Raw genomic sequence first — 24,630 nt, forward strand, 5'->3', positions numbered from 1 at the left:
CATCATGACCTTATCCACCGCAGAGCCCCGCACCTTATCCAGGTTCGCTGTTCCTCCCGCCGTGGCCACCACGGCAAGGGTCCTGGGCCGCCGCGCCCTCCAGGCGGCCGGGGTAGTCCTCGTCGTCTCCACCGCCTGCTTCGCCATTGTCCAAAACCTCCCAGGGGATATCGCTTTTCGGATTGCCGCCGGCCGCTACGGCTATGACCAGGTCACCGCTGCGTCCGCCGACAGCGTCCGTGCTGAACTGGGGCTTGACCAGCCGGTCTGGCTCCAGCTCATGGACTGGCTGGCCGGCTTGGTGTCCTTCGACCTGGGCAATTCGCTGGTCACGGGGGCAAGCGTGGCCGGGGAACTTGGCCTTCACCTCGCGAGCAGCCTGCAGCTGGCGGCTGCCGCGCTGGTTCTTGCCTTGATCGTCGGGACTACCGTGGGAGCTCTGGCGGCGGCCCGGCCGGGCGGCCTCCTTGACCGGCTCACCACAGTCTGGGTGTCCGCCGCGCGGGCCTTGCCGCCCTTCCTGCTCGGGCTGCTCCTGATCCTGCTGTTTTCCGTCCACCTGGGCGTGCTGCCGGCCGCCGGCCATGGAGAAGCGAACAACATCGTTCTCCCGGCGGCGACACTCGCCGTCGGCCTCTCCGGGCTGTTCGCCCGGGTAACCCGGGATGCGATGGCGCAGATCCGCCAATCAGACTATGTCCGCTTCGCTGCCACCAAGGGGCTGGGCGGCTGGCTCGTGTTCCTTCGGCACATCTGCAGGAACACCGGCGTGACCCTGATCGCCTACGTCGGCGTGCAGGTCCTGGTTCTCATCGAAGGCGTTGTGGTGGTGGAAAGCCTTTTCGCTTGGCCCGGCCTGGGACACGCCTTGGTCCATGCAATCTTTTGGCGGGACATCCCCATGATCCAGGCCGCGGCACTGGCGCTGGCGCTCATGGTGGTCGCCATGAATACGCTCGTTGACCTCGCCACAGCAGCTGTTGATCCCCGGCCCCGCCACAAGGAGGCAGTACTGTGACCAACGCCGTCGACATGCACGAACTTTCCCCGGCGCCAGCCCAATACGCCAACCGGCCGCAGTGGCTGGCTGACCGGACAAAAACACAACTCGTTTCCGCAGCCCTGCTGGCCGCCCTGGCCGTTTTCGCCATAGCCGGGCCCCTGGCCTGGCCGGACCACGCGCTCCAGGACCTGTCCAGGTTCCTGGAGGCACCAAGCGCCGCAGAGCCGCTGGGCCGTGACCACCTGGGCCGCAGCGTCATCGCGCGGCTGGCCCACGCCACCCAGCTCTCCCTCGTGATGGCGGTGCTGTGCGTCAGCGCCGCCCTGCTCTTCGGCACCCTGGCCGGCATAGCGGCAGCATGGCGGGGTGGCTGGGCCGATTCTGTACTCCACGGCCTGTCCGAAGTCTTCATCGCGCTGCCTGCCCTGCTGGTGGTTCTCGTCGTCTCAGCCATCGCCAACGGTGACCTCTGGACCCTCTGCCTGGGACTCGCCTTGGCGCAGTGGGTGGAGTATTTCCGCATGGTCCGCGCCCGCAGCGGCCTTGTCCTGGCCGGCCCGGCGGTGGAAGCAGCAGGCCTGCTCCGGCTCGGACCCGCACACATCATGCGCCGGCACCTCTTCCCCGAACTGCGGCCACTGCTGACCACCATGGCGACCTTCGGCGTCGGCTCCTCCATCCTTGCGCTGTCCACGCTCGGCTTCGTGGGGATCGGCGTCCGGCCGCCCACACCCGAGCTGGGACTGATGATCACCGAAGCCTTCCCGTATTACCACGAGGCACCCTGGATGGCGCTGGCGCCGGTCCTGGTTCTCACCACCATCCTGATCGGGCTCCTGGGCCTGCGGAGCAAGGAGTCCCGAGCATGAGCCTGCGCCTGAACAACCTCGTCGTAACCCACGGCGGCAAAGTCCTGGTCGAGGCCGACCAGCTGGACTTCGAGCGGGGGCAACCCGTGACGATCGTTGGTGAGAGCGGCTCGGGTAAATCCCTGCTTGCCCACGCCATCATGGGGACGCTCCCGCCAAACCTCACAGCCCGCGGCACCCTGACCGTGGAAGGCCGCTCCTACGACGTCGGCGACCAGTCGAACCGGCGCGGCCTGTGGGGCCGGATCATGTCCCTTCTGCCCCAGGAACCCGTGCTGGCCCTGGACCCCACCATGCGGGCCGGCGAGCAGGTGGCTGAAGGAGCCCTTACCTTCAGTACGGACAAACGCGGCGCGCGGCGGGCTGCGGATACCCTCCTGTCCTCGCTGGGTCTGGGTAAGGCTTCACGGGCTTTTCCACACACGCTGTCCGGCGGCATGGCGCAGCGGGTGGCATTCGCGGCGGCGACCATCGGCGGCGCTCCTGTTCTCATCGCGGACGAGCCTTCCAAGGGCTTGGACCAGCGCGCCAGGACGGAACTGGCGGAACTGCTCCGGAGCCACCTCGACGGCGGCGGCGTCCTGCTGACCATCACCCATGACCTCGACCTGGCCCGCGGGCTCGGCGGGAAGGTCCTGGTGATGAAGGATGCCCATGTTGTGGAGCATGGGCCCGCCGGGCAGGTCCTGGCACAGCCGGAACATCCGTACACCCGGCGGCTACTGGCTGCCGAACCCTCCCACTGGAGGCACCCGTGGATGAGGAGCCCGTTGGATATGGCGGAGCGGACAGGCACCGTTCTGGTCTCGGGAGAGGGCCTCAGCAAGTCCTTCGGCAGCCAGCAACTGTTCAGCGATCTCTCGCTGGAGGTCAGGGCAGGGGAGCGGATTGCGTTAAGCGGTCCGAGCGGAAGCGGGAAGACCACCCTTGGGAATGTACTGCTGCGCCTCCTTCCGCCCGACACAGGGACCGTGCAGCATGCGGACGTCCTCAAACAGGGCCGGCTCCAAAAGCTGTACCAGGACCCGGCCCTGGCATTTCCCCCGCGTGTGCAGCTGAAGGACGCGCTGGGGGACGTGGTCCGCCGCCACGCCCTGGACCGCTCCCGCATTGAGGAGCTCATGGGCTCGCTGCGGCTTGCCCCCGAACTTCTCCACCGCAGGCCGGGGCAGATTTCCGGCGGGGAACTGCAACGGATCGCCATCATCCGGTCGATGCTCCTTGAGCCCGCCCTGGTCTTCGCCGATGAGCCGACATCCCGCCTGGACCTCATCACGCAGGAAGAAACCATGCGGTGCCTTATGGAACAGGTGGACCGGCTGGACTGCGCGCTGGTTCTGGTAACGCACGACGACGGCCTTGCCGCCGCGGTGACCGACCGGAGGGTTCGGTTGGGGGCGGCTTCGCCGTTGCCGGTGCCGGTACCCGACGTTCAGTTCGCAGGAGGCTAGTTCTTAATGCGGGTGGCGGAGGGCTGAGGGTCAGGCGTCAACCAGGGCGAGCACGCGGGAGCGGCCACCCGGATCCTCGATTCCTGCGTATGCCAGTAACGGTGTTTGGGGTTCGCTTTGGGGATCCTCTAAGGTGATCCCCGATGATAGCCCTTGACGAAACGTCCAGTCAGCCCCATGCCGCGTCGCCGCGTGGACCCGTATTCGTCGACGCGTCCGGTCGCCGGCTGAGGCGGGTCAAGCTGATCGGCCTCGGGGCCCTGGGGCTTGTGGCGGCGTACGTCCTGCTCCTTTTAGTGGCGTTCATCAGCGGATCCAATGTTTCCGCTCCCTACCTGCCCCTTCCGGCCGCCGCCGAGGCCCCTGCTCCGCAGCCGGTGCCGTCGGCGCCCGCTTCCAGTGCGGCTGGCCTCCCGGCCGTGGAAGCCCCGGCGGCCGGGCCGGCAGCCCTGCCCGCCCCCCAGGCCGCGGTGGCTGCACCCCCGGCCGCGCCCGTGGCACCGCCGGTCAACAGCCCGCCGGTTCAGGCTGTGCCGCGTGTTGAAGCTCCAGCGCCTGCTGCGGAGCCGGCGGCGCCCGGCATGAGCGGGTCGGCCCCGGGCCAGGCAACCCGGCCATCCGCCCCGCCGCGCCCGTGAGCGTGCGCCGCCGGAGCAAGGGCGCTGTTCCTGTCAACGTAAGGGCTCATTGGTTCGTCCTCATGGCGGTCCTGTTTGCCCTCGGTATTGCCCTCGTGGTGCAGGGATACATGCACCATCTCGCCGCAGTCGGCTACGACTCCGCGCCGGTGAATGGACCGTCCGGCAGCGTCCCGAAGGCCGTATCGCAGGGCGGTCCCGTGATCGACGCCCGGAACGGAGCTGTCCGCACTGTGACGCCACCGGACCGAACGGTCGCCCTGACCTTCGACGACGGCCCGGATCCCGTCTGGACGCCACAAATCCTCGATGTCCTTCGCAAGCACCAGGTACACGCGACGTTCTTCGTCGTCGGTTCGGCCGCGATCGAGCACCCAGATCTTGTGCGGCGCATCATGGCCGAAGGCCACGAGATCGGCGTCCATACCCTCACCCATGCCGACCTTGGCACCGCCGACGAGTGGCGCCGCCAGCTTGAAGTCCAGGGTGCCCAGGACGCGATCATGGGCATCACTGGCCACGCGGCGTCCCTGCTGCGTCCCCCGTACAGCTCCGGAAACGGTGCCGTGGCCGGCGGTACCTGGTCCGCAATGCAGGCATCGGCGGACGAGGGGTACCTCACCGTGTTGAGCAGCCTGGACAGCGGGGACTGGCGGCTGCCGGGCGTCGGGGAAATTGAACGCAATCTGGCTCCTTCCGGGCCGCAGGGGCAGGTGGTCCTGATGCACGACGGCGGAGGAGACCGGGAGCAGACGGTTGCCGCCCTGGACTCCGCCCTTGCAAACTTCGCGGACAAAGGTTTCCGGGTCACCACCGTCGGTGATGCGATCGGCGTCGACACCATGCGGCCGGCAACCGCCACGGAACAGGCCAGCGGGACGGCCCTGGCGTGGGGCATCCGCCTCAGCGGCTTCGTTGTCACGGCCATCTCGTGGGCGCTGGTTGCAGCCGGAGCCGTGACGTTCATCCGTGCCGTCCTCGTGGTCTTCTTCGCCGCGCGGCACAGCCGTGCCGCACGCCGCATCTCAGCGGCCGGCCGCGGCCGCCGCCGGGTGGACGTGCTGGTCCGGCCGGAGGTTACCGGCCCGGTCACAGTGATCGTGCCGGCGTACAACGAGTCGGCCGGCATCGAAGCCGCGGTCCGGTCCATCGTGGCCTCCACCCACCCGGTTGAGATCATCGTCGTCGATGACGGATCCACCGACGGGACCGCCGACATCGTGGACGCGCTCGGACTGCCCGGCGTCACGGTGATCCGGAAGGAGAACGGAGGCAAACCGTCCGCGCTTAACACCGGGCTGCAGGCCGCCACCCACAACCTTGTGGTGATGGTGGACGGCGACACCGTCTTCGAACCGGACACAGTCCATGCCCTCATCCAGCCCTTCGCCGACCCGCGGGTGGGTGCCATCTCGGGCAACACCAAGGTCGCCAACCGCGGTGGCATCCTCGGCGCCTGGCAGCACATCGAGTATGTCGTGGGCTTCAACCTTGACCGCAGGCTGTTCGACGTCGCGGAATGCATGCCCACTGTCCCCGGGGCCATCGGGGCCTTCCGCCGCGATGCCCTCCTCCGCGTCGGTGGAGTCAGCGATGACACACTCGCGGAAGACACGGACCTGACCATGTCACTGTGCCGGGACGGCTGGCGCGTTGTGTACAAGGACGACGCAAGGGCCTGGACCGAAGCGCCGGCGAGCCTCTCGGCGCTTTGGAAACAGCGGTACCGCTGGTGCTATGGAACGCTGCAGGCAATGTGGAAGCACCGCGGCGCGGTGGTGCAGGGAGGGGCAGCCGGCAAGCTGGGGCGGCGCGGCCTCGGCTACCTGCTCGTCCTCCAGGTGCTGCTTCCGCTGTTCGCGCCGGTCGTCGATATCTTCGCTGTCTACGGTCTGATCTTCCTCGATCCACTCCGGATCGTGGCGCTCTGGTTCGTCTTCCTGGCCGTCCAATTCCTCATGGCCGCCTACGCCTTCCGGCTCGACAATGAGCGCCTCCGCCCGCTGTGGACCCTTCCGCTTCAGCAGTTCGTTCACAGGCAGCTCATGTATCTCGTCGTCATTCAGGCCGTTGTCACCGCCGTGGCCGGCGTGCACCTGCGGTGGCACCGGATGGAGAGGTACGGCAGCCTGCGCGTCCCTACCGGACAATCCCAAGAGTAGGGGCCGCCTACTGGACCAGCCGGTAGCGGACATGCGTCACCAAGCTGGTGCCGCTGACCTCCGTCGGTTCAAGCCTGACATTCCGGATGCCGTCCATCAGACGCTCGCCCCCTCCGAGGATGAGCGGTGAGGTGTGGAGCCGCAGTTCGTCGATCAGTCCCGCCGATAGAAATTGCTGCACGGTTCTGGCGCCCCCGGCAATCGCGACGTCCTTCCCGGCCGCAGCCTCCCGCGCCCGGGCCAGTGCTGCCTCGATCCCATCGGCCACGAAGTTGAATGTCGTGCCGCCCTGCATCTCCAGGGGAGGGCGCGGGTGATGCGTGAGGACAAACACCGGTGCGTGGTAGGGCGGTTCCTCTCCCCACCAGCCGCGCCAGTCTTCCGGCCAGGGCCCCGGGCCGGGGCCGGCGAACATGTTCCGGCCCATGATGAAGGCACCTGCCTGGAGGATGCCCTCAATCGCCGCCGCATTCGCCTCCGGTTCTTCAAACATCCAGCGGTGCAGGTCCTCGCCGCCCTCGCCCAATGGCTCGGCCAGGCTTTGATTCGGACCGGCGACGAATCCGTCAAGGGAAACGGTGAGGTCACACGTCACGCTGTTCATGGCTGCCTTCTCGAATGCAAGGGACATTAGGAACGCCGGGCACCGCCAATGCTAGCGGGACCCACCGGCGGCTGGAAGGCGCGTGGGGTTGTGCGGGGGTCCGGCCGCCGCGGCTGCCACAGCAATGGGCAAAGTAGACCTGATGTCAGCGTGGCACCGAGGCGGTTCGCAGTCCGCTGTACGCCACAACCGCCCCGGCCAGGAAAATGAGCGCGGCCACGTAAACCGGTCCGAGGTGGCCAAGCGTTGCCAGTCCCCAGGGGTAGTGGGCGGGGAGGGCCACCGCGAGTCCGACAAACGGGACGATAACGGCTGTGGCGAAGGCCCACCGTTCTCCACGCCGTACGCCGTACCAGGACAGACCCGCGACGGCGAGCCCGGCGGCCGCGATGAAGCCGCTGATCGTGATGTGCAGATGGCTGATGTAGTGGTACAGCTGGGGGCTGAACGCCTCAATCTCCGTTTTTCCCTTGTCCACTTCGTCTGGTCCTATGCCCAGCTCAAGGAAAGCGCCTGTGAAATTAAGCACAAAAAAGACCACGGCGTACCCCACGAAGGCCAGACCGGCCAGTGTCATCAGGGCCGCTCCCGTCCGGACCCGGGACTGCCTTCCCGGGGGAACCTGGATGTCAGGCATGGTCAGGACCCCTTTCTTGTATACGTAGGTCCTCGAATGAGAGTCCTGTGATCGGTGCCTGTCAAGAGACTCCCGGACAGGAAACGAATCCGTGCCGTGCGGAGGGGCGTAACCCGATGTGCGGTGGGCAACGGGCACTGGGTACTGTTCTTCGGATGCGAAAAGACAAGAAACACCTCGCTGCCCTCCTGATCACCCTCGTCCTGGCCGGCGGCCTGCTGACCGCCGGCTCCGCTCCTGCAGGCGCCGCTTCGTGGCCCTTTGGCTGGTGGAACTGGATCACCGCCGGTGCCCAATCGCCGGCTCCTTCAGCGCCTGCCTCAGCCCCCGCAACCCGGACGCCCGCACCGGTTCCGGCCACATCCAGCCCCGCTGCCGCGCCGGCGACGCCGCCGGCTGAGGCTCCCGCAGCTCCTGCTGAGGCTCCGGTTGCCGCAGCGCCCGCTCCGGCTCCTGCCGAAGTTCCGGCCCCCGCAGCTCCGGCACCGGCTCCTGCCGAGGTTCCGGTTGCCGCAGCACCGGCACCGGCTCCCGCCCCAGCGCCCGCACCGGCTCCCGCACCTGCTCCTCCGGTGGCGCCGTCCGCTGCCGGCACGCCGTCCAACGCCGTCGCCCAGCGGTCCTTCCAGCTCATCAATGATTACCGGGCGGCCAACGGCCTTGCCCCGTTGCGCTACAACAGCGGGCTCGAAGCGGTTGCCCAAAACTGGTCGAACACCATGATGAATGACATCAACGCCCAGGGCAGCGCCGGCTTCCGGCACAACCCCGACGCGGCCGCCCAGATCCCGTCCGGCTGGAGCCGCACTGCCGAAAACATTGCCGTGAACGCCGACGCCGATGCACTCTTCGCTGCCTGGAAGGCCTCACCCGGGCACAACGCCAATATGCTCAACGCTGCCCTGACCGACTTCGGGTTCGGCTCTGCCCGGCTCTCCGCCGGTTCGCCGTACGGGGCGCAGCTGGTGGCCACGCAGAACTTCGCCACCTACGCGTAGTTAAACAAGGAACGACGGCGGCCACCCGCCGTCGTTCCTTGTCCCGCGCAGCTGCCAGGCAGTTTGCCGTGCGGCTGTCTGATAGACGCCTCTCCCTAAAGAAGAAGGGGGATTTGCTCGTTGACTTTCAAGTGCAACATGAGGATCCTCAGACTTACATATTTGATGTAGTAATCCCTGCTGAAATCAGGCCGCCATGGGCAATGATGACTATGGAATTTTGGAACTTGACCTCATGCGGTCCTGGCAGCTGCGCCGGGACGGGGCAGTTGTCCATGTTGCTGTTCGGCAGCAGCGGCTTATAGCAGCACTGGCAGTCCGCGGTCCCAGTCTCCGGAACTACCTTGCCGGCATGCTGTGGCCGGAGTATCCGGACGCCAAGGCACTGGAAAGCCTCCGGGTGGCGGTACATCTGATGACGAGGCAGGTGCCGGGCCTGCTGGTCAAGGATGGGGCCCTGCTGACCCTCGACAGCCGGGTTGCCGTTGACCTGTACAGGGTTCGCGCCCTGCTGAAAGAAGCCGCCCTTTCAAGTAGCGGCAGCACGTGGACGCTGCTGCGGGACCTGCGGGACGCGGAATTCCTGCCCGGCTGGTACGAGGACTGGGTGATCTTCGAGCAGAGCCGGCTGCGGCACGACCAGCTCCGGGCGTTTACGCTGGCGGCACGGGAGTTCTCTGGCCGCGGGGACCACGGGGACGCTGCGGAAGCGGCGTTGGCTGCGCTGGAAATCGAACCCCTCTACGAGAGCGCTGTCCGGGTGCTTGTTGCGTCAGAACTGGCACAGGGGAACCTGGCCTCTGCCCTGCTCGCCTACGACAAATACCAGGAACAACTCCTCAGTGACATGGGTGTTCCACCCTCGGACGGTTTGAGGCAGCTGATCGGCCAGACAGCAAAGCCGCAAGCCACCCATGCGGACGCGCAGCTAGTTCCTTCCCTGGACATCGGACTGGGTCAGCAGCCACTGCTGCACAACGTGTAGCACTTTATCCCGGTCGGCAGCGGAAACCGTGGTGCACTCCTGGCCGCGGTCCGGGCCGTAGGTGATCCTGGCCCGGAATCCGGGTGACTGCGCGCCGTCTTCATGCCATGCCCGGATCACCAGCGTGCTGGCGTCGGGAACCGCAGGCGTCCCGTTGTGGCCCTTGCCAGGCGTTGGCCCGGCGTCGTTCATCCGCATCGTCTACCCGCTTTCAGCCAACACCAGCGTCATCCAAGTAGACCCCGCCACCCGTTACTGCTGCATGACCAATCCCGCGCGCTGCCGGACGGCGCGCACGGGGAACGGTAACGCCGTCGTAACGGCCCGTCTGATCAGCTGTCCCCACAAGGTACATGCCCACGGGGGAGGGACACAGGCTTCCGGAAGAGGGGCACGCGCAATGGGCAATCAAGGAGACGACGGCAGGCTGCCCATCATCTACGTCCGCGGCTTCGCCGGAAACGGCAGCGCCATCAACAGTGCGGTGGATGACCCGTTCTACGGCTTCAGCCAGGGATCGGTCCATGTCCGCTCGGACAGCCGCGGCCGGGCGCAGTTCCACCAGTTCGAATCGCCCATGCTGCGCCTCATCACAGACCACAAGTACGAGGTCCCGGTGCATGGGGACCAATGGGCTTTCCTGGAAGGCGTGGCAACCGGCACGGTCAATCCTGCTTCCATCTGGATCTACCGCTTCTACGACAACTCCGCCGACACCTTTGCGGAGGAACCGGACAGCTTTTCGTTTGAAACAGCCGCACGTGACCTGTTCAAGCTCATCAAGCTGGTGCTTGACAGGACGGGGGCTCCGAAGGTCTTCCTGGTGGCGCACTCGATGGGCGGGCTGATCTGCCGCTCCCTGCTGCAGCGCGTGATCCCGGAAGACTCAGCCGACGCGGACGGAAACGTCGATCCTGCCGCCGGAACCAGGTACGTGGCCAGGGTCTTCACCTACGCCACACCGCACGGCGGAATCAGCTTCGCCATCGGATTCGGCCTGCTGGAGCGCATCCGGGACGCAACAGGAATCCACGGTGCCGACATCTTCGGCCCCGACCGCATGTATGACTACCTCACTCCTGCAGCCCGGCGGCCTGTCCTGAAGCGCGACGGCTTCAAGGGAACGGAAATTCCGGCGGGCAGTTTCCCTGTTGATGAGCTCTTCTGCCTCGTGGGCTCGAATCCGGAAGACTATGACGTCGCGCTGGGGTTGTCCTCCAAGGCTGTGGGTGCACGCAGTGACGGATTGGTCCAGATCGACAACGCCGCGGTACGTGGCGCTCCGCTCGCCATTGTCCACCGGGCCCACAGCGGCCGGTACGGGATCGTCAACTCCGAAGAGGGGTACCAGAACCTTCAGCGCTTCCTCTTCGGGGACCTGAAAGTCCAGATTGAGCTTGTGGGCTTCACAGTCGGAAGGAGCGCCCCGGACGAGGTGGAATTCCAGCTGGATGTTGCCTTGGCCATCCGCGGGCTGCCCGTCCTGGTCCATGAACAGACTGCCGCCCACTTTTGCCCCATCCAGATTGAGCGCTGGAAGGAAGGTAACCCCATCGATTCGCCGCAACCCCTCCTCACCACGTTCCTCTCCTCCCACGCTCCCCGGCCCCTGGTGGGCGGAAAGGCGGTGCCCAGGCTCCGGCACGCACTGCGGCTGCGGCTGTTGTCCATGGTCGAAAAGCAAGGCCGCTTCTTCTTCGACGACCACATGGAACAGACGGAAGACTGGCAGGACACGCTGGTGGTGGACATCCAGCCGCCGTCCCCCGGACAACCGCTGCCAAGGGGCTGGGCCGCCTGGAACAGCACCATCCCCACAGCGTTGCGGGACTGGGACCCGGAGGACAAGGACCGGCTGGTGGACCAGGACAAAACGGCCAACAGGTGGCGCGGCCGGATCGATGTTCCGGACCTGATGAAGCCCCTGCTCGGAGACAACGCCGGCTTGCAGATCACCGTGACGCCGCGGGTGCTGCCGGTGTAGCAGCGGGCCACGGAGTAGCCGTAACGGTGACGTAACGCGCGGCTGCCTAGACTCGCTGCCTACCAGTCCACTACGCCGGTTGAGCCAGTCGGAAGAAGGCAATGATGTCCCAGTTGCAGGGGTTTCACTACCACGCCGGGGCGGAAGGTGCGCAGGCGCGGTCCGCCGAGTCGTTCAGGAGCCAACCACCCGCCGGGGCACCGGACGCGCCTGCCCTCTCCTTCAACAGCAACGAGGCCGCCGCCAGGTATTACCTCGACCAACTGCTCCAGCAGGACGAACGTCCGGCCATGAGGTCCCTGGTGGAGCCGGAACTCCCGGAGCGCGTTCCCGGGCTGGTGGTGGAAAGTGAGCGGGAAGTGCCCGCGCTGGGGACCCGGACCTTGCGCTTTTCGCAGACCTACCGGGACATCCCCATCTTCGGGGCAAGCGCGCTGGTGGAGCTCACCTCATCCCGGGAACTGGTGAGCGTGAACGGACAACTGGGTGAAGCTCCGGAGGCCAGCCCTGTCGAGTCCCTGAGCCGGCCCGAGGCACTCGAACGGGTGGCGGTCTTCACCGGTGCGGAGCTTCCTGCCGACGCCGGCGTTGGCGCGCGGCTGAACTTCTACAAGAAGGACGACGACGGGTCGTGGCACCTCGCGTGGTTTTTCACCGAGCTTCCCGCAGAGCCGCCTGGCGCAGGTGACCCTGGAACTGCCCCCGATGAAGGACTGCTGGGCCACGGCCTGGGACGGCGGCCGGTTCCGCCCAGCTACAACTACCTGGTGGACGCCCACAACGGCGAGATCCTGTTCTGCTATAGCGCCGCCCCGACTGCCCTGGCGGTTCCCGCCCGCTGCAAGGGCATCGACGAGGACGAAGAGGAGCAGACGTTTTTCGGTGAACTGGTTGCCCCGAACGAAACCACATGCCGGCTCAACGACCCCCGCCGCATGGTCCGCACGTACGACCTGAAGTTCGCTGACATCGACAACAACCCGCGCGATCCCGACTTTCCCGTAGAGGCGGCCAGCAGCGACTACGGGACGACCAACCGGGCGGCAGTTTCGGCCCACGCCAACGCGTCCCGCGTGTTGGACTTCTACAACGTGGTGCTGCAACGGAACGGCATCGATGACCAGGGGATGGACCTCATCTCGCTGGTCAACGTCACGGCATCGAGCATGCAGGCTCCGCCCGCCCTCCTGAACGCCTTCTGGTTCAGACACCGGATGTGGTACGGCCAGATCCAGAAGAACGGTCGCCTGGTTAGCCTCTCGCGCTTCCTGGATGTCATCGCCCATGAACTCACGCATGGCGTCATCGAAACTACGTCGAACCTGGTCTATGCGACGCAGTCGGGTGCGCTGAACGAATCCTTCGCTGACATTGCCGGTGTCATCATCAAGAACTGGTACGAAGCGCCGGACCGGGCGGACGTTTCCACGTGGGACTGGGAAATCGGCCCCGGACTGCGGCCGGACGGGCGGCCGCTGCGGAACTTCGCCGACCCCTCACGCACCGGCCACCCCAAGCACATGGACAACTTCCGGCACCTGCGGCCCGGTGAACTGCCCAGCGGAGCCAACGACCAGGGGTGGGTCCACTTCAACAGCAACATCCACAACAAGGCCGTCCACAACCTGCTGACGATGGAAAACAACGGAGCCCGGGTGTTCACCGTCGAGGATGTCGCGGTGCTGACGCACTTGGGAATGGCACGGCTGACACCCCTCGCGACGTTCCCGGAAGCCCTTCAGGCGCTGGTGGACGTCGGGCAGACCTACTTCGGCGGCGACGCGCAGAAACAGGAGAAGGTGGACTCCATCCGAACGGCGTACCAGCTGGTCGGAATCGCCTGAGGCAATGCGCCGCTAATGTTGCCCCTTGTCGATCACGAGTTTGTCAGGGGCCCACGACTGGATCCGGCGGGGGAGCGGACCGCCGGCATCAGCGGCGACGGATATTTGGGCCTGCCCGTTTCCGAGGTCTTCCCAGCGACCCGGCGTGGCCTGGCCGCGGTCATCCGGGCTGCTGCCGTGCCAGATGCAGGAGCCGTCCGCCCGTACCTCGATGGCGTCCCGCCAACGGGCGGGACGCAAAGGGTAATCGCGCGGACGGAACACCATGGCGGAGGACGTATCCTCCTCGTGCGAGTGCAGCCAGACTCCTGTAACTTCCGGCGGGATTCCACTCACGGCTCTGCCCGTCCTGGCGCTGTGGTCATCGTCCCATCATCCACCAGTTGAGGCCGTAGCGGCACTGTTCAGCGCCCCGCGGATGCCATCCAGAATCGACTGGATCCGTTCGTTGTCCTTGCGGAGCCGTTCGATTTCCTGCCGCAGCTGCAGCACGTCGCCGTCCTCCTGCTTCTGTTCCGGGCCGGACTGCGCCGGGGCTGCCGTTGCCGCCGCGCCAGGCAGGGCGAAAGCGGGAGTGGCCAGGAAGGAAGCCCGGGCCCCTTCAAGGCAAGCGTCCATGCGCCGCGACTGGCCTTTCGTGAACATAAACATGGCGGCGTCGTCGGTGTAGTCCATGTAGTTCATGAACATGTTGCCGTCCGGTCCGTTGTTGCAGCTGATCTGCGGGAACGTCGGGCTGTTGAAGGTGGCGTCCGCCTGGTTTGGCGTGTCGTCGACGAAGTCGGTTCCACTGCATGACCCGCGGTCATCGCCCCAGATGTGCCGCAGATCCAGCCAGTGCCCGATCTCGTGCGTTGCGGTCCGGCCAAGGTCGAAGGGGGCCTGCGCCGTCCCGCCCTTGCCGAAGCAGAAGCTTGCGATGACAACGCCGTCGGTGGTGGGCGGGCCGCCGGGGAACTGTGCATAACCGAGGATTGTCCGCCCTATGGTGTCCTTTAGATCGTTGCACACCCAGACGTTGAGATACTCATCGCTGGGCCAGCCGTCGGCCCCGCCAGTGTTGCTGGACTTCACGTCGTCGAATTCGGTGGTGAAGAACTGCATGGTTGTCGGCGTCCGGGTGATTCCGTCGGTCGGGTTGCCGTCCGGGTCCTGTGAAGCGAGCCGGAACTCTACGTTGCAGTCCGCCACCCGGTCCGCCCACACCGCCGGAACGCCCGCGACGTCAGGGTTCCCGGCACGGAAGTCCTCGTTAAGGACGTCCACCTGGCTCCGGATCTGGGCTTCGCTGATGTTCTGGGCAGGGTCAGCAGGATTGTGCACCACATGGACCACGATCGGGATGACGAGGACGCCGTGCCGTCCAACGCGGCGGGTCTGTTCCTCGTAGGCCAGCGCCCGGTTGTCGATCAGGGCGCGGCGTTCCTGGTAAGTGACGCTCTGGTTCAGCAGCCGCCGGTGTACTTCCATGGTGCCGCACAGTTCACGGCTCCTCGGCTCCGTAGCGTTCAATTGGTTTGTCTCAAACATCGTTTCTTCTCCTTCACGTGATGGGTCCGGCACTACATGTCCAAGTCGAGGGCCTGCGTAACGAAGGTGGCGTTCATCCGCAGAATCTCCATTGCGAGGCTGATGTCGAGTGTCTCGAGCGTGTCCCGCTCGGTGTGGACCCGGTCATTGGCCGAGTCGGTGCCCTCGATGGTCAGGACGGCCGGGATCCCGAGATCGATGAAGGGCACGTGGTCGCTGTTGAAAGGGTTAAGGCTGGTCTGGACGGCCAGGGACGTGTGTTCCCGGGCGATGCCGGCCAACGCGTCCATGACCGGCTGCGACACCGGTGCACCTTCGAGCAGCACGGCGGGAAGGCTGGAGTTCAGGCAGGCAATCATGTCCATGTTGAGCACGGCGCTGATGCGGGTGCGCTCGGCCCCATCGAGTCCGGCCACGTAATGGCGGCTTCCGAACAGTCCCTGCTCTTCGCCGCCGAACAGGATGAGCCGGAGGTCATGCGTTCCTGTACGGCCGGCGAGGGCCCGCGCGATGGCGAGCACGCCCGCTGTGCCCGATGCATTGTCGTCCGCACCGGGTGCCGCTGCCGCCATGCCTTGGGTGTTCACGGAATCCAGGTGGGCGGTGACGAGCACTGCCTTCCGGTCCCCGCCGTCGCCGGTGCGGTCCGCGATGAGGTTGCGGCTTGTCCCGCCGGGCACCGGCACGGTCTGGACAGACGTGGCAAACCCCAGATCCTGCAGGCGGTCCTTTGCCCACTCAAGTGCACCGAGGAACTCTGCGCTCCTGGAGTGCCTGGTCCGCAGGAAAGCCAGCCTGTCGACGTCGTCCGTGAACGATTCCCGCGACAGCGCAGCGGCCGCCGTGCCCGTGTCATCAGCGGGAACGGCCCCGGGCCGGGCCGGCAGTTCATCGAACACTACTGTGCCGGCCGTAAGCGGCCGGACCGAGTAGCAGGACGCGTGCGGGCCTCCCGGCGGGGCACCGGGATCGGCGTGGACCACCAGGTAGCGTCCCTTGTCCACGATGATCCGGGCGTCGGGGTGGTCCTCCTGGAAAGAGCGGCCGATCTGGGTGACGACGTGCAGCCGCTCCTCCGGAACGAACAGGCGGCCATCACCGGCCACATCGCCGTGCCCGCTGCGCTCTCCTGCTGCGGCGGGTGACCGCACCACCAGCACATCACCGAGCCTCGTCCAGGTACCCCCGGTTGCTGCAACGCGGTCCATGACCGCGCTCCGCGTTGCCGGCGAAACATGCAGCACGGTCGTCTCCACCGGTTCCCCATCATCAAGGAACACCTGCACCAGCGGAACGAGTTCAGCCAACGTTTCCAACCAGCCGTCCGGCTGCCCGGGACCCCGCACGTGAACTGCCACCAGTCCGAGCAGGCCGGCGGCGCGAACGTGGTCGCTGTTCTCGGTAACGAAGAATATGTCCTTGAATTCAAGGGCCGGACTGATCTTCGATGCTGCCGTCCGGAAGACCGCCTCGTCCGGCTTAAATACGCCCACCTCCGTGGAAAGCGTGACCCGCTCTGCGACGGGCTCGAAGAACGCCCGGATGCCGAGGTCATCAAGCAGGCTGTAGTACTGCTGCTGGATGGTGCCGACGTCCGATGGCTGGTGAGGCATGTGGAAGTCTGACACGAGGCCCAGGAGCGGCGCGGCTTGCCCGTCCCTGCGCAGGGAAGCGATGGCCTCCAGCGTCTCGAGTGCCCCGGGCCGCAGGACACCCGCGCTTTCGAGCGTGTCCCCAAGATCGAACAGGACGAGTTTCACAGCGCGGCGTTCCATCTCCGGCCCATCACCACTGGATGTCCGCCAGGCCACCCAGCGGTTCCCGCTCGCCGGCGGCCCGCAGCGACGTACGGGCGTCCGCGTCCTGCATCGCGTCGGCGAAGCGCAGCCCGGTACGTTCTTCGAGTTCCTCCGTGCTGACCTGGAAGGCCCGGAACTCGTCCAGGTCGAGGGCTTCGAAGGGGTTCAGGTTCTGGGTCAGCAGGAAGGCCCTGCTCTTGAACTCGCCGCTTGCCACATAGGCGAGGATCTTCCAGTATTCCCGCGGCAGCCTGACGCCCCGGTACTCGCGGTCATTGTCCTGGAAGATGGGTCCCCCAAAAGCGGTCACCTTCAAGTCCTGGACGTCGACATCGGCGAAGACTGCGTCCTCCAGCCGCCCCCAGACCCCGTCCTTGCTGCTCTGGTTGAAGTCGTCCATCTGCGGCGCGATGTTGGTGAAAAAGAACGAGTCCTTGTTTGCGCTCCTGGCCTCCGTCTCTGAACCCCACACAAGATCCGCACGGCGGGCGAGGTGCCCGCGGTCCAGGCGGTTGCCGCTGTACAGTTCATCGCCGTTCTGGAACTGGGCCGGAATGCGGGAGTCCTTGACGAATGGGATGCCGTTCCGGCTCACCTTCCTGATGCTACCGCCGTCTATATTCCACGCTACCCACCGCGCAAACCCCCGCGACTTGCTGAGGGCGAGGGAGAAGTGCGTGTAGGGAATCGCGGCGGAGCCGTCGAGCTGGACGGCGTCGTCCGACAACGCGGCATCAAGAGCGGGCGGTTCCAGCTCGTTTCCGAGGAACCCGGACGAGTAGCCGCTGGTGCCAAGTTTTTGATTCTGGACCATGGCCGCAACCTAGTACCGGCGGCGTTATCCGTGCGTTACGGCGCCCGTCGGTGTACCGGGCGGGGCCCGCTTGGCCAACCTACCGGTGCAACTGTGCCAGTGCTTCCGCCAGCGGTATGCGCAGTGCGGGACCGTGGCCGGGCAGGATGACCGAAGCGTTGACGCCGGCCAGGCTGCGGGTTGCAGCCACGGCCGCTGCCGGGTCCGCGTGGTACATGGGGTGGAGCATCTGGGGGCCGGTGGTCCGGCTGAGTGGGTGGCCGCCAACGAATGAGTCCCCGACGGCGATCGCGCCTGCACGGGGTAACAGGACTGAGGCGTTGCCGGGGGTGTGGCCCGGCAGCAGGATTGCTTCCGGGGAGCCTGGCAGGCTTCGCAGCCCCGCCGGGTTCCACGCGAGTGCTTGCGTTGCCGGCTTCGCTTTCAGGGCCCCAGCTTGAATGACGTGCAGCAACCAGCGGAAGACGCGCGGGCGCCAGGCCCGGACCAGTACCTGGCCGAACGTGACCTGGTGCTTCTCCTTCCCCTGGACGTGGGGCAGCTCCTCGGGGGCGCACAGGATGGGTGTCCCGAACGACGTGGAGAAAAACGCCGCGGAGCCGGTATGGTCCACGTGGCCGTGGGTGATCAGCATGGCCTTGGCGTCGGCCGGCTCCAGACCCAGATAACGGATGGATTCAAGGACCAGCGGCCGGTCGGCGGGATAACCGCTGTCGATGAGGATAAAGCCGGCCGGGTCACGGACCACAACCCAATTGGCAGCGGGGCCTTCGACGAAATACACGCCGGGTGCCTGCTCTGAAACGTGGTCCGCCGGCTCCCAGCGGGGTGAATGCTGCACAGCTTCCAGACTATCTGCCGCCCCAGCCGGTCCCTCACACCAGTGGTCACGGCACCCGCAGCCCGCTCAGCGGCTCCGACGTTGAATTCACCATCAGCACGGCGGGTGCCTGGCCCTCCACATAGGAGATGGCCGACACCGAACCGGGGCTGATGACGATCCGCTGGAAGAGGTCCAGGTGCGTCCCCATCGCATGGGCCACCGCGGCCTTGATGGGGTCGGCGTGGGAGAAGCATACGACGACGCCTCCGGGGTGTGCGGAGCGCAGCACCTCGAGTGCGGCGACCATCCGTGCCTGCATCTCCGTGAAGCTCTCCCCGCCGGGGAAACGGAAGGTCGAGGGACTGTGCTGGACGGCCTGCCACTGCGGCAAACCAGTCAGGTCGGCGAGCGCGGCCCCGGTCCACTCACCAAAGTCGCATTCGATGAGGCCTGCGTCCTCGTGCACAGCGAGCCCGGCGCTGACTGCAGAGGGCTCCGCGGTCTGGCAGGTGCGCTCCAAAGGCGAGCTGTGGATGGCGTCAACCGGGAGCCCGGCGAGGCGCTCCGCCACCCGTTCCGCCTGCGCCCGGCCCCGCTCGGACAGGTAAAGTCCAGGGGTGCGTCCCGGCAACACCCGGCCGGTGGTGGGCGTCTCCCCGTGGCGCACCAGGAGGAGAAGAGTGCCTTCAGCAGTCATCAGCCCAAGCGTAGATTCCCGGTGGCCGGAGGGCTACCGTAGTGGGGTGACTGACCGTCCAGATATCTTCACCGTTGGCGAACTGCGTGCCGCCGGCCACGTCCATAAAGACCTAAGGCGCGAAATCCGGGACAACCTTCTCGCCGCGCTGGCCACAGGCCGGGATCCGTGGCCCGGGATGTACGGGTTCGGCCGCACCGTCCTTCCCCAGCTGGAGCGGGCCCTGATCGCCGGCCACGACGTTGTCCTGCTCGGTGAGCGCGGCCAGGGCAAGACCCGCCTGCTCCGCACCCTCGCCGGGCTGCTGGACGAGTGGTCACCGGTAGTCGAGGACTCGGAGCTGAACGAACACCCGTACCAGCCCATCACCGAGCAGTCCCGGGCCCGGGCCCTCACCGAAGGGGACCGGCTGCGGGTGGCATGGCGCCACCGTTCGGAGCGTTACGTCGAAAAGCTTGCGACGCCGGACACCTCGGTGGCCGACCTCATCGGCGACGTCGACCCGATGCGCGTGGCCGAGGGCCGCCGCCTCGGCGACCCGGAGACCATCCATTATGGCCTGATTCCGCGCTCCAACCGCGGAATCATCGCCATCAATGAGCTGCCCGACCTTGCCGAGCGGATCCAGGTGGCGATGCTCAACGTGATGGAGGAGCGGGATATCCAGATCCGCGGCTATGTCCTCCGGCTGCCGCTGGACGTGCTGGTGGTGGCGTCCGCCAACCCTGAGGACTACACCAACCGCGGCCGGATCATCACACCCCTGAAGGACCGCTTCGGCGCCGAAATCCGCACCCATTACCCCATCGAGCTCGATGACGAGGTAGCCGTGATCCGGCAGGAGGGCCGGCTCCTGGCCGACGTCCCGCCCGTGATCCTTGAGATCCTGGCCCGCTACACGCGAGCGCTGCGGCAGTCCCCGGCCATCAACCAGACCTCCGGAGTGTCCGCACGGTTCGCCATCGCCGGCGCCGAGACCGTTGCCGCGGCGGCCCTGCGGCGGGCAAGCGTGCGCGGCGAGGACCAGGCTGTTGCCCGGATCATCGACCTCGCGCCCGCGGCCGAGGTCCTCACGGGGAAGATCGAGTTTGAATCGGGTGAGGAAGGGCGTGAGCAGGGTGTCCTTGACCACCTCCTGCGAACGGCCACTGCCGAAGCCGCGCGTGCGCATTTCCAGGGCATCGACCTGGGACCCCTCGTGGCCGCGCTGGATGGCCACACGACCGTGACCACCGGTGAGCACGTCACCGCCCGGGAGTTCCTGCAGAACCTCCCGTCCCTGAACGGTTCAGGCCTCTATGACGAAATCAGTGCACGCCTGGGTGCGGAACACGACGGGCAGCGTGCCGCCGCCGTCGAACTTGCGTTGGAAGGCCTCTACCTTGCCCGGCGGATCTCCAAGGAGTCCGACGACGAGGCGACGGTCTACGGCTAGGTACAGGAGACAGCATGGCGGCTTACAACCGGTCCGCCAGGTACGGCCGGTACGCCGGAGGGCCGGATCCCCTCGCCCCGCCGGTGGACCTTGCGGAGGCGCTGGACGCCGTCGCCGAGGATGTCATGGCGGGATACTCGCCCCGGCACGCCCTGCAGGAGTTCCTGCGGCGGGGCGGCCGGAACCGGGAAGGGCTGGACGACCTCGCCCGGCGCGTCCGGGAGCGCCGCAGTGAACTGCTGGGACGGCACCGGCTGGACGGCACCCTCGATGAGGTTCAGAAACTGCTGGAGACGGCTGTGCTGGAGGAACGCAAGCAGCTTGCCCGCGACGCCATGATGGACAACGCCGACCGTGCGTTCCGGGAGATGCAGCTGCAGAACCTTCCCGCCTCCACCGCGGCGGCGGTCAACGAACTCGCCTCCTACGACTGGCAGTCGAGCGCCGCACGGGAAGCGTACGCGAAGATCAAGGACCTGCTGGGCCGGGAGGTCCTGGACCAGCGCTTCGCCGGCATGAAGCAGGCACTCGAGAACGCCACCGAGGAGGACCGGGCCGCCGTGGCGGAGATGCTGCGGGACCTCAACGAGCTGCTGGACAAACACCGGCGCGGCGAAGACACCGACGCCGACTTCCGGGACTTCATGGCCAGGCACGGAGAATACTTTCCGGAGAATCCGCGGTCCGTCGAAGAGCTGATCGACGCGCTCGCCAAACGCGCCGCGGCGGCTCAGCGACTCCTGCAGTCCATGTCCGCGGAGCAGCGGGAGGAGCTCATGCGGCTCTCCGCCCAGGCCTTCGGCTCGCCCGAACTCATGGCCCAGCTCGATCAGCTTGACTCAAGCCTGCGGTCCCTGCGGCCCGGGGAGGACTGGACCGGCTCGGAACGCTTCGAGGGCCAGGAGGGGCTCGGGCTGGGTGACGGTACCGGTGTGCTGCAGGACATCGCCGAGCTGGACGAGCTGGGCGAACAGCTGTCCCAGTCCTACAACGGGTCACGCCTGGACGATCTTGACCTCGATGCCCTCGCCCGCCAGCTGGGGCAGGACGCCGCCGTCAGCGCCCGCACCCTTGCCGGGATCGAGCGGGCCATGCAGGACGGGGGCTACCTGCGGCGCGGCGCCGACGGTGACCTGCGGCTGTCCCCGCAGGCCATGCGGCGGCTCGGGAAGTCACTTTTGCGGGACACGGCCAGGCAGCTCTCCGGCCGGCAGGGGCGGCGGGAAACCCGGACGGCGGGCGCCGCCGGCGAACAGACCGGCTCCAGCCGCCAATGGGAGTTCGGGGACGCCGAGCCGTGGGACGTCACACGGACCATGACCAACGCCATCCGCCGCACCGTGGCAGACGGCGGTGATCCCGGCCGCGGCTTCCGCCTTGGGGTGGGCGACATCGAGGTGACGGAAACGGAGGCGCGAACCCAGGCCGCCGTCGTCCTTTTGGTCGACGTCTCCTTCTCGATGGCGGCTGAGGGCCGCTGGGTACCAATGAAACGCACCGCGCTCGCGTTGCACCACCTGGTCTCGACCCGGTTCCGTGGCGACCGGCTGCAGCTTGTCACGTTCGGCCGCTATGCGCAGTCAATGGACATCGGCGAACTCACGGCACTGCCCGCCCTGCGGGAGCAGGGCACCAACCTGCATCACGGCCTGCTGCTGGCCGGCCGGTTCTTCCGCCGGCATCCGTCCATGCAGCCCGTCCTCCTGGTAGTGACCGACGGCGAACCCACCGCGCATCTGCTGGCTGACGGTGAGTCATGGTTCTGCTGGCCACCGGATCCGGAGACCATCCGCGTCACGGTTGCCGAACTTGACCGCCTTGCGCGTGCCGGCACGCAGGCCACGTTCTTCCGCCTGGGTTCGGACCCAAGCCTTGAGCGGTTCGTGCAGCGCCTGGCACGCCGCATCGACGGCAGGGTGTCGGCGCCTGAGGTGGGGGACCTCGGCGCTGCGGTGGTGGGGGAGTACCTCCGCGCACACTTCCGCCGCCCCTACGACACTGACGACTGGATGTGACAGACGCCGGCGGCACTGGAGTGACCGTAATGTTCAGTCGCTGGAGACAGCACCGTCCCGCTGCGGAGTGTCCAGTCCCGCCTGCGCCACGAGTTCGGTCAGCCACGGCCGGTGTTCACGATGGAAACGGATGCCCTCCGGCAGCCCTTCCACTGAGGGTTCCGAGCCGCTGATGTTGATGGTCATGCGGCCGCCGGCCATGGGCGCGTTGCTGATATGCAGGTCCCCGAACGACTCGGGCAGAGCCGGGTCCATCCAGAAGCCGCCCCGTGACACGTGGGCGTCGTACCGCATCAGGCTGGTAATCAGCATGATCGGGGTGGTGGCCGCCCACGCCTGCGGCGAACAGGCGGTGGGATACGGCACCGGTTCGGCCACCTGTTCCCGGCTGAAACCGCAAAAGAGTTCAGGAAGCCGGCCATTGGAGTAATCGGCCGCTTCCAGCAGCGCCGTAGCGATTCGCTGTGCCTCCTCCACGTAGCCGTAGCGCATCAGGCCCGCTGCGATGATGGCGTTGTCATGGGGCCACACCGAACCGTTGTGGTAGCTGGCGGGGTTGTAGGCGCCCATATCGGTGGCAAGGGTGCGCACACCCCAGCCGCTGAACATCTCGGGCGACATCAGCCGTTCGGCCACCAGCGGGACTTTGTCGTCGTCCACGATGCCGTGCCACAGGCATTGCCCCATATTCGACGCGCACGCGTCCACTGGCCTCTTCCTGCCGTCCAGGGCGACGGCGAACCAGCCCCGCTCGGGCAGCCAGAACTTTTCGTTGAATCTCTTCTTCAGCCGGGCCGCCTCGTCGGTGAGCCGCGCGGCCATGGGTGCGTCCCCGCCGTCGTACGCCATCCATGCACGGGACAGCAACGCGCTGTACACCAAAGCCTGCACCTCGCACAGCGCAATCGGCGGCTCGGCCAGCGTTCCGTCGGCGAAATTGATGCCGTCCCAGGAGTCTTTCCAGCCCTGGTTCAGGAGGCCCTGATCGTTGAGCCGGGAGTACTCCACAAAGCCGTCACCGTCCTTGTCACCATAGTCCCGGACCCAGTCCAGCGCCCTGTCCGCATGGGGAATCAGGGCAGCAATGATGTCCTTGGCGAACCCCCAGCGGCTGACCGACCCCAGCGTCATAACGAACTGGGGCGTGGCGTCGACGCTGCCGTAGTAGACGGACTTGCCGCCCAGCGCCAGCCCGCTGGAAACACCTAGCCGGACCTCGTGCAGGATCTTCCCGGGTTCCTCCTCGCTCATCGGATCCACCACCTTGCCCTGGCGGTCAGCCAACGTCTGCAGCGTACCCAGGGCCAGCGAGGGGTCCACGGGGAGGGCCATTTCCGACGCCCACAGGGAGTCCCGCCCGAAGAGCGTCATGAACCACGGCGCACCCGCTGCCACCACGATCCGCTCCGGATGGGCGGGATCCTCGATCCGCAGCGCACCCAGGTCGTCATAGCTGCGCCGCAGGGTCCGTTCAATGGAACGGTTGCCCATGTGCAGCCTGGGGATCTTCGCCACCCACTCCCGCCGCCGGCGGTCGCTCGGAGATTCCTGGAGTCCAGCCTGATGGACGGGCGGCGCGGAAGGAGCCCCGGTGCCGGCAGCGGCAGGCGTTGCGCTCAGCCGGGTGTTCCATTGCCCGCGCGGCGGGACAAGCGTCTGATAGGTGAGTGCGTCCGGAGTGGCCACGGCGCCGCTGCCTTTGATGACCACCCGCTTCAGGACGTCGTGCCAGACGGCCTCGATGGTGAGCGACTCGCCGTCGGAGCGCCGGGATTCCTCCCAGTGCCGCTGGACCCGCGCCTCCTTAACTTCGAACAGATCCGCGAAATCCGCTTCAACGCTGACGGAAACACTGCATTCGGCCGGCTCGGACGAGTAGTTCCGGATGGTGATCTCCTCGAAGAGCCCGGCGGCCACTTCGCGCAGGCGCTCCACGATCAGCGGGCTGTCCGCATACCCGTCGGAGCGGGGAACGCGGCCGATGAACAAGGCGCGGTACGGTTCCTTTGTTTCCGCCGTCAGCGGTTCCAGGGGCTGGCCGTTCACCGCCAGGTTCCAGCGGGACACAATGCGCGTGTCCTCGTGGAACACCCCGTGCGGATGTTCCGGGTGCATGTCTCCATTGGCCAGCGAAATGCAGAAGGACGAGCCTTCCACGAGGGTGTTGGTTCCGGCTCCCACAGGTCCGGCAGCTGTGTCAGCGTTCCATCCGGCCACGTCCGCTCCTTCAAGGGTCAGGGCGGAGACGGCTCCCGGCAATCCGGCTCGAACGACCCGTGGCGCCGCCCGCGGAATCGACGCTACGCCTAACGCCGCCGTGATAAAAGGTGTGTCTCCCGCCG

The 24,630-nt window shown here is 66.8% G+C and carries 21 protein-coding genes; 11 read left to right on the top strand and 10 right to left on the bottom strand.

From position 1 onward, the window contains the following. The first annotated feature begins 4 nt into the window (after positions 1 to 4). The 5 genes from AC5RWA_RS12070 (at position 5) to AC5RWA_RS12090 (ending at position 6,123) form a co-directional block, all read left to right on the top strand. Positions 5 to 1,018: an ABC transporter permease gene (locus AC5RWA_RS12070; protein ID WP_494057801.1), complete on the top strand. Its 1,014-nt coding sequence runs from the start codon at positions 5 to 7 to the stop codon at positions 1,016 to 1,018. Beyond that, positions 1,015 to 1,872: an ABC transporter permease gene (locus tag AC5RWA_RS12075; RefSeq protein WP_494057802.1), complete on the top strand. Its 858-nt coding sequence runs from the start codon at positions 1,015 to 1,017 to the stop codon at positions 1,870 to 1,872. The genes AC5RWA_RS12070 and AC5RWA_RS12075 overlap by 4 nt, the downstream gene beginning before the upstream one ends. Continuing rightward, the gene (locus AC5RWA_RS12080; RefSeq protein ID WP_494057803.1) at positions 1,869 to 3,323 is read left to right on the top strand and encodes an ABC transporter ATP-binding protein; all 1,455 of its coding nucleotides are present in this window, start codon (positions 1,869 to 1,871) and stop codon (positions 3,321 to 3,323) included. Before AC5RWA_RS12075 ends, AC5RWA_RS12080 begins: the two co-directional genes overlap by 4 nt. 143 nt (positions 3,324 to 3,466) lie before the next feature. Continuing rightward, positions 3,467 to 3,961, top strand: coding sequence for a hypothetical protein (locus tag AC5RWA_RS12085; protein ID WP_494057804.1), 495 nt, complete (start codon positions 3,467 to 3,469; stop codon positions 3,959 to 3,961). A 62-nt stretch (positions 3,962 to 4,023) separates the two neighbouring features. After that, positions 4,024 to 6,123: a bifunctional polysaccharide deacetylase/glycosyltransferase family 2 protein gene (locus AC5RWA_RS12090; protein ID WP_494057805.1), complete on the top strand. Its 2,100-nt coding sequence runs from the start codon at positions 4,024 to 4,026 to the stop codon at positions 6,121 to 6,123. A gap of 7 nt (positions 6,124 to 6,130) precedes the next feature. On the opposite strand, the gene AC5RWA_RS12095 is transcribed toward AC5RWA_RS12090, so the two are convergent. Both AC5RWA_RS12095 and AC5RWA_RS12100 read right to left on the bottom strand, forming a co-directional pair. Next, positions 6,131 to 6,727 (bottom strand): dihydrofolate reductase family protein, encoded by a 597-nt coding sequence (locus AC5RWA_RS12095; RefSeq protein WP_494057806.1) that lies wholly within the window; start codon positions 6,725 to 6,727, stop codon positions 6,131 to 6,133. 145 nt (positions 6,728 to 6,872) lie between these two features. Then, on the bottom strand, positions 6,873 to 7,364 hold the full coding sequence (locus tag AC5RWA_RS12100; RefSeq protein ID WP_494057807.1) for a hypothetical protein: 492 nt from the start codon (positions 7,362 to 7,364) through the stop codon (positions 6,873 to 6,875). Positions 7,365 to 7,519: 155 nt separating this feature from the next. Here AC5RWA_RS12100 and AC5RWA_RS12105 point away from each other — a divergent pair, with 155 nt between their 5' ends. Continuing rightward, positions 7,520 to 8,362, top strand: a complete 843-nt coding sequence (locus AC5RWA_RS12105; RefSeq protein WP_494057808.1) for a CAP domain-containing protein — start codon at positions 7,520 to 7,522, stop codon at positions 8,360 to 8,362. 196 nt (positions 8,363 to 8,558) lie between these two features. Then, a complete protein-coding gene (locus AC5RWA_RS12110) occupies positions 8,559 to 9,347 on the top strand; it encodes an AfsR/SARP family transcriptional regulator (protein ID WP_494057809.1) in 789 nt (262 codons plus the stop codon). On the opposite strand, the gene AC5RWA_RS12115 is transcribed toward AC5RWA_RS12110, so the two are convergent. Further along, positions 9,291 to 9,539, bottom strand: coding sequence for a hypothetical protein (locus tag AC5RWA_RS12115; RefSeq protein WP_494057810.1), 249 nt, complete (start codon positions 9,537 to 9,539; stop codon positions 9,291 to 9,293). The two genes, AC5RWA_RS12110 and AC5RWA_RS12115, sit on opposite strands and share 57 nt — an antisense overlap. Positions 9,540 to 9,747: 208 nt before the next feature. On the opposite strand from AC5RWA_RS12115, the gene AC5RWA_RS12120 reads away from it, so the two are divergent. Together AC5RWA_RS12120 and AC5RWA_RS12125 are read left to right on the top strand one after the other, a co-directional pair. Further along, complete coding sequence (locus AC5RWA_RS12120; protein ID WP_115523366.1) at positions 9,748 to 11,331, top strand: esterase/lipase family protein; 1,584 nt, start codon at positions 9,748 to 9,750, stop codon at positions 11,329 to 11,331. A gap of 104 nt (positions 11,332 to 11,435) precedes the next feature. Continuing rightward, the gene (locus tag AC5RWA_RS12125; RefSeq protein ID WP_494057811.1) at positions 11,436 to 13,175 is read left to right on the top strand and encodes a M4 family metallopeptidase; all 1,740 of its coding nucleotides are present in this window, start codon (positions 11,436 to 11,438) and stop codon (positions 13,173 to 13,175) included. Positions 13,176 to 13,187: 12 nt separating this feature from the next. On the opposite strand, the gene AC5RWA_RS12130 is transcribed toward AC5RWA_RS12125, so the two are convergent. From AC5RWA_RS12130 to AC5RWA_RS12155, 6 genes are all read right to left on the bottom strand, one after another. Beyond that, the gene (locus tag AC5RWA_RS12130) at positions 13,188 to 13,511 is read right to left on the bottom strand and encodes a hypothetical protein (RefSeq protein WP_494057812.1); all 324 of its coding nucleotides are present in this window, start codon (positions 13,509 to 13,511) and stop codon (positions 13,188 to 13,190) included. Positions 13,512 to 13,547: 36 nt separating this feature from the next. Then, positions 13,548 to 14,705: a zinc metalloprotease gene (locus tag AC5RWA_RS12135; protein WP_494057813.1), complete on the bottom strand. Its 1,158-nt coding sequence runs from the start codon at positions 14,703 to 14,705 to the stop codon at positions 13,548 to 13,550. Between the two features lie 32 nt (positions 14,706 to 14,737). Next, positions 14,738 to 16,465 carry a M20/M25/M40 family metallo-hydrolase gene (locus tag AC5RWA_RS12140; protein ID WP_494057814.1) on the bottom strand — a complete coding sequence of 576 codons (1,728 nt, stop codon included), beginning with the start codon at positions 16,463 to 16,465 and terminating at the stop codon, positions 14,738 to 14,740. A 25-nt stretch (positions 16,466 to 16,490) separates the two neighbouring features. After that, a complete protein-coding gene (locus tag AC5RWA_RS12145; RefSeq protein WP_494057815.1) occupies positions 16,491 to 17,318 on the bottom strand; it encodes a DNA/RNA non-specific endonuclease in 828 nt (275 codons plus the stop codon). 79 nt (positions 17,319 to 17,397) lie between these two features. Then, positions 17,398 to 18,159, bottom strand: a complete 762-nt coding sequence (locus AC5RWA_RS12150; RefSeq protein ID WP_494057816.1) for an MBL fold metallo-hydrolase — start codon at positions 18,157 to 18,159, stop codon at positions 17,398 to 17,400. 46 nt (positions 18,160 to 18,205) lie between these two features. Further along, a complete protein-coding gene (locus AC5RWA_RS12155; protein ID WP_275725006.1) occupies positions 18,206 to 18,838 on the bottom strand; it encodes an MSMEG_4193 family putative phosphomutase in 633 nt (210 codons plus the stop codon). A 46-nt stretch (positions 18,839 to 18,884) separates the two neighbouring features. On the opposite strand from AC5RWA_RS12155, the gene AC5RWA_RS12160 reads away from it, so the two are divergent. Further along, positions 18,885 to 20,273, top strand: a complete 1,389-nt coding sequence (locus tag AC5RWA_RS12160; RefSeq protein ID WP_494057817.1) for a sigma 54-interacting transcriptional regulator — start codon at positions 18,885 to 18,887, stop codon at positions 20,271 to 20,273. 14 nt (positions 20,274 to 20,287) lie between these two features. Next, positions 20,288 to 22,288 carry a vWA domain-containing protein gene (locus AC5RWA_RS12165; protein ID WP_494057818.1) on the top strand — a complete coding sequence of 667 codons (2,001 nt, stop codon included), beginning with the start codon at positions 20,288 to 20,290 and terminating at the stop codon, positions 22,286 to 22,288. 33 nt (positions 22,289 to 22,321) lie between these two features. Here the strand turns inward: AC5RWA_RS12165 and AC5RWA_RS12170 are convergent, their stop codons facing one another. Next, positions 22,322 to 24,505 carry an amylo-alpha-1,6-glucosidase gene (locus AC5RWA_RS12170; protein ID WP_494057819.1) on the bottom strand — a complete coding sequence of 728 codons (2,184 nt, stop codon included), beginning with the start codon at positions 24,503 to 24,505 and terminating at the stop codon, positions 22,322 to 22,324. Positions 24,506 to 24,630: the final 125 nt, after the last annotated feature.

Source organism: Arthrobacter sp. 210 2 (genome assembly GCF_059093025.1).

What these genes read in the sequence shown, in the direction of transcription:
- AC5RWA_RS12070 (WP_494057801.1), top strand. Translation starts at nt 5, where the DNA reads ATGACCTTATCCACCGCAGAGCCCCGCACCTTATCCAGGTTCGCTGTT.
- AC5RWA_RS12145 (WP_494057815.1), bottom strand. Translation starts at nt 17,318, where the DNA reads ATGGTCCAGAATCAAAAACTTGGCACCAGCGGCTACTCGTCCGGGTTC.
- AC5RWA_RS12100 (WP_494057807.1), bottom strand. Translation starts at nt 7,364, where the DNA reads ATGCCTGACATCCAGGTTCCCCCGGGAAGGCAGTCCCGGGTCCGGACG.
- AC5RWA_RS12110 (WP_494057809.1), top strand. Translation starts at nt 8,559, where the DNA reads ATGGGCAATGATGACTATGGAATTTTGGAACTTGACCTCATGCGGTCC.
- AC5RWA_RS12095 (WP_494057806.1), bottom strand. Translation starts at nt 6,727, where the DNA reads ATGAACAGCGTGACGTGTGACCTCACCGTTTCCCTTGACGGATTCGTC.
- AC5RWA_RS12135 (WP_494057813.1), bottom strand. Translation starts at nt 14,705, where the DNA reads ATGTTTGAGACAAACCAATTGAACGCTACGGAGCCGAGGAGCCGTGAA.
- AC5RWA_RS12105 (WP_494057808.1), top strand. Translation starts at nt 7,520, where the DNA reads ATGCGAAAAGACAAGAAACACCTCGCTGCCCTCCTGATCACCCTCGTC.
- AC5RWA_RS12120 (WP_115523366.1), top strand. Translation starts at nt 9,748, where the DNA reads ATGGGCAATCAAGGAGACGACGGCAGGCTGCCCATCATCTACGTCCGC.
- AC5RWA_RS12125 (WP_494057811.1), top strand. Translation starts at nt 11,436, where the DNA reads ATGTCCCAGTTGCAGGGGTTTCACTACCACGCCGGGGCGGAAGGTGCG.
- AC5RWA_RS12165 (WP_494057818.1), top strand. Translation starts at nt 20,288, where the DNA reads ATGGCGGCTTACAACCGGTCCGCCAGGTACGGCCGGTACGCCGGAGGG.
- AC5RWA_RS12080 (WP_494057803.1), top strand. Translation starts at nt 1,869, where the DNA reads ATGAGCCTGCGCCTGAACAACCTCGTCGTAACCCACGGCGGCAAAGTC.
- AC5RWA_RS12115 (WP_494057810.1), bottom strand. Translation starts at nt 9,539, where the DNA reads ATGAACGACGCCGGGCCAACGCCTGGCAAGGGCCACAACGGGACGCCT.
- AC5RWA_RS12155 (WP_275725006.1), bottom strand. Translation starts at nt 18,838, where the DNA reads ATGACTGCTGAAGGCACTCTTCTCCTCCTGGTGCGCCACGGGGAGACG.
- AC5RWA_RS12090 (WP_494057805.1), top strand. Translation starts at nt 4,024, where the DNA reads ATGGCGGTCCTGTTTGCCCTCGGTATTGCCCTCGTGGTGCAGGGATAC.
- AC5RWA_RS12085 (WP_494057804.1), top strand. Translation starts at nt 3,467, where the DNA reads ATGATAGCCCTTGACGAAACGTCCAGTCAGCCCCATGCCGCGTCGCCG.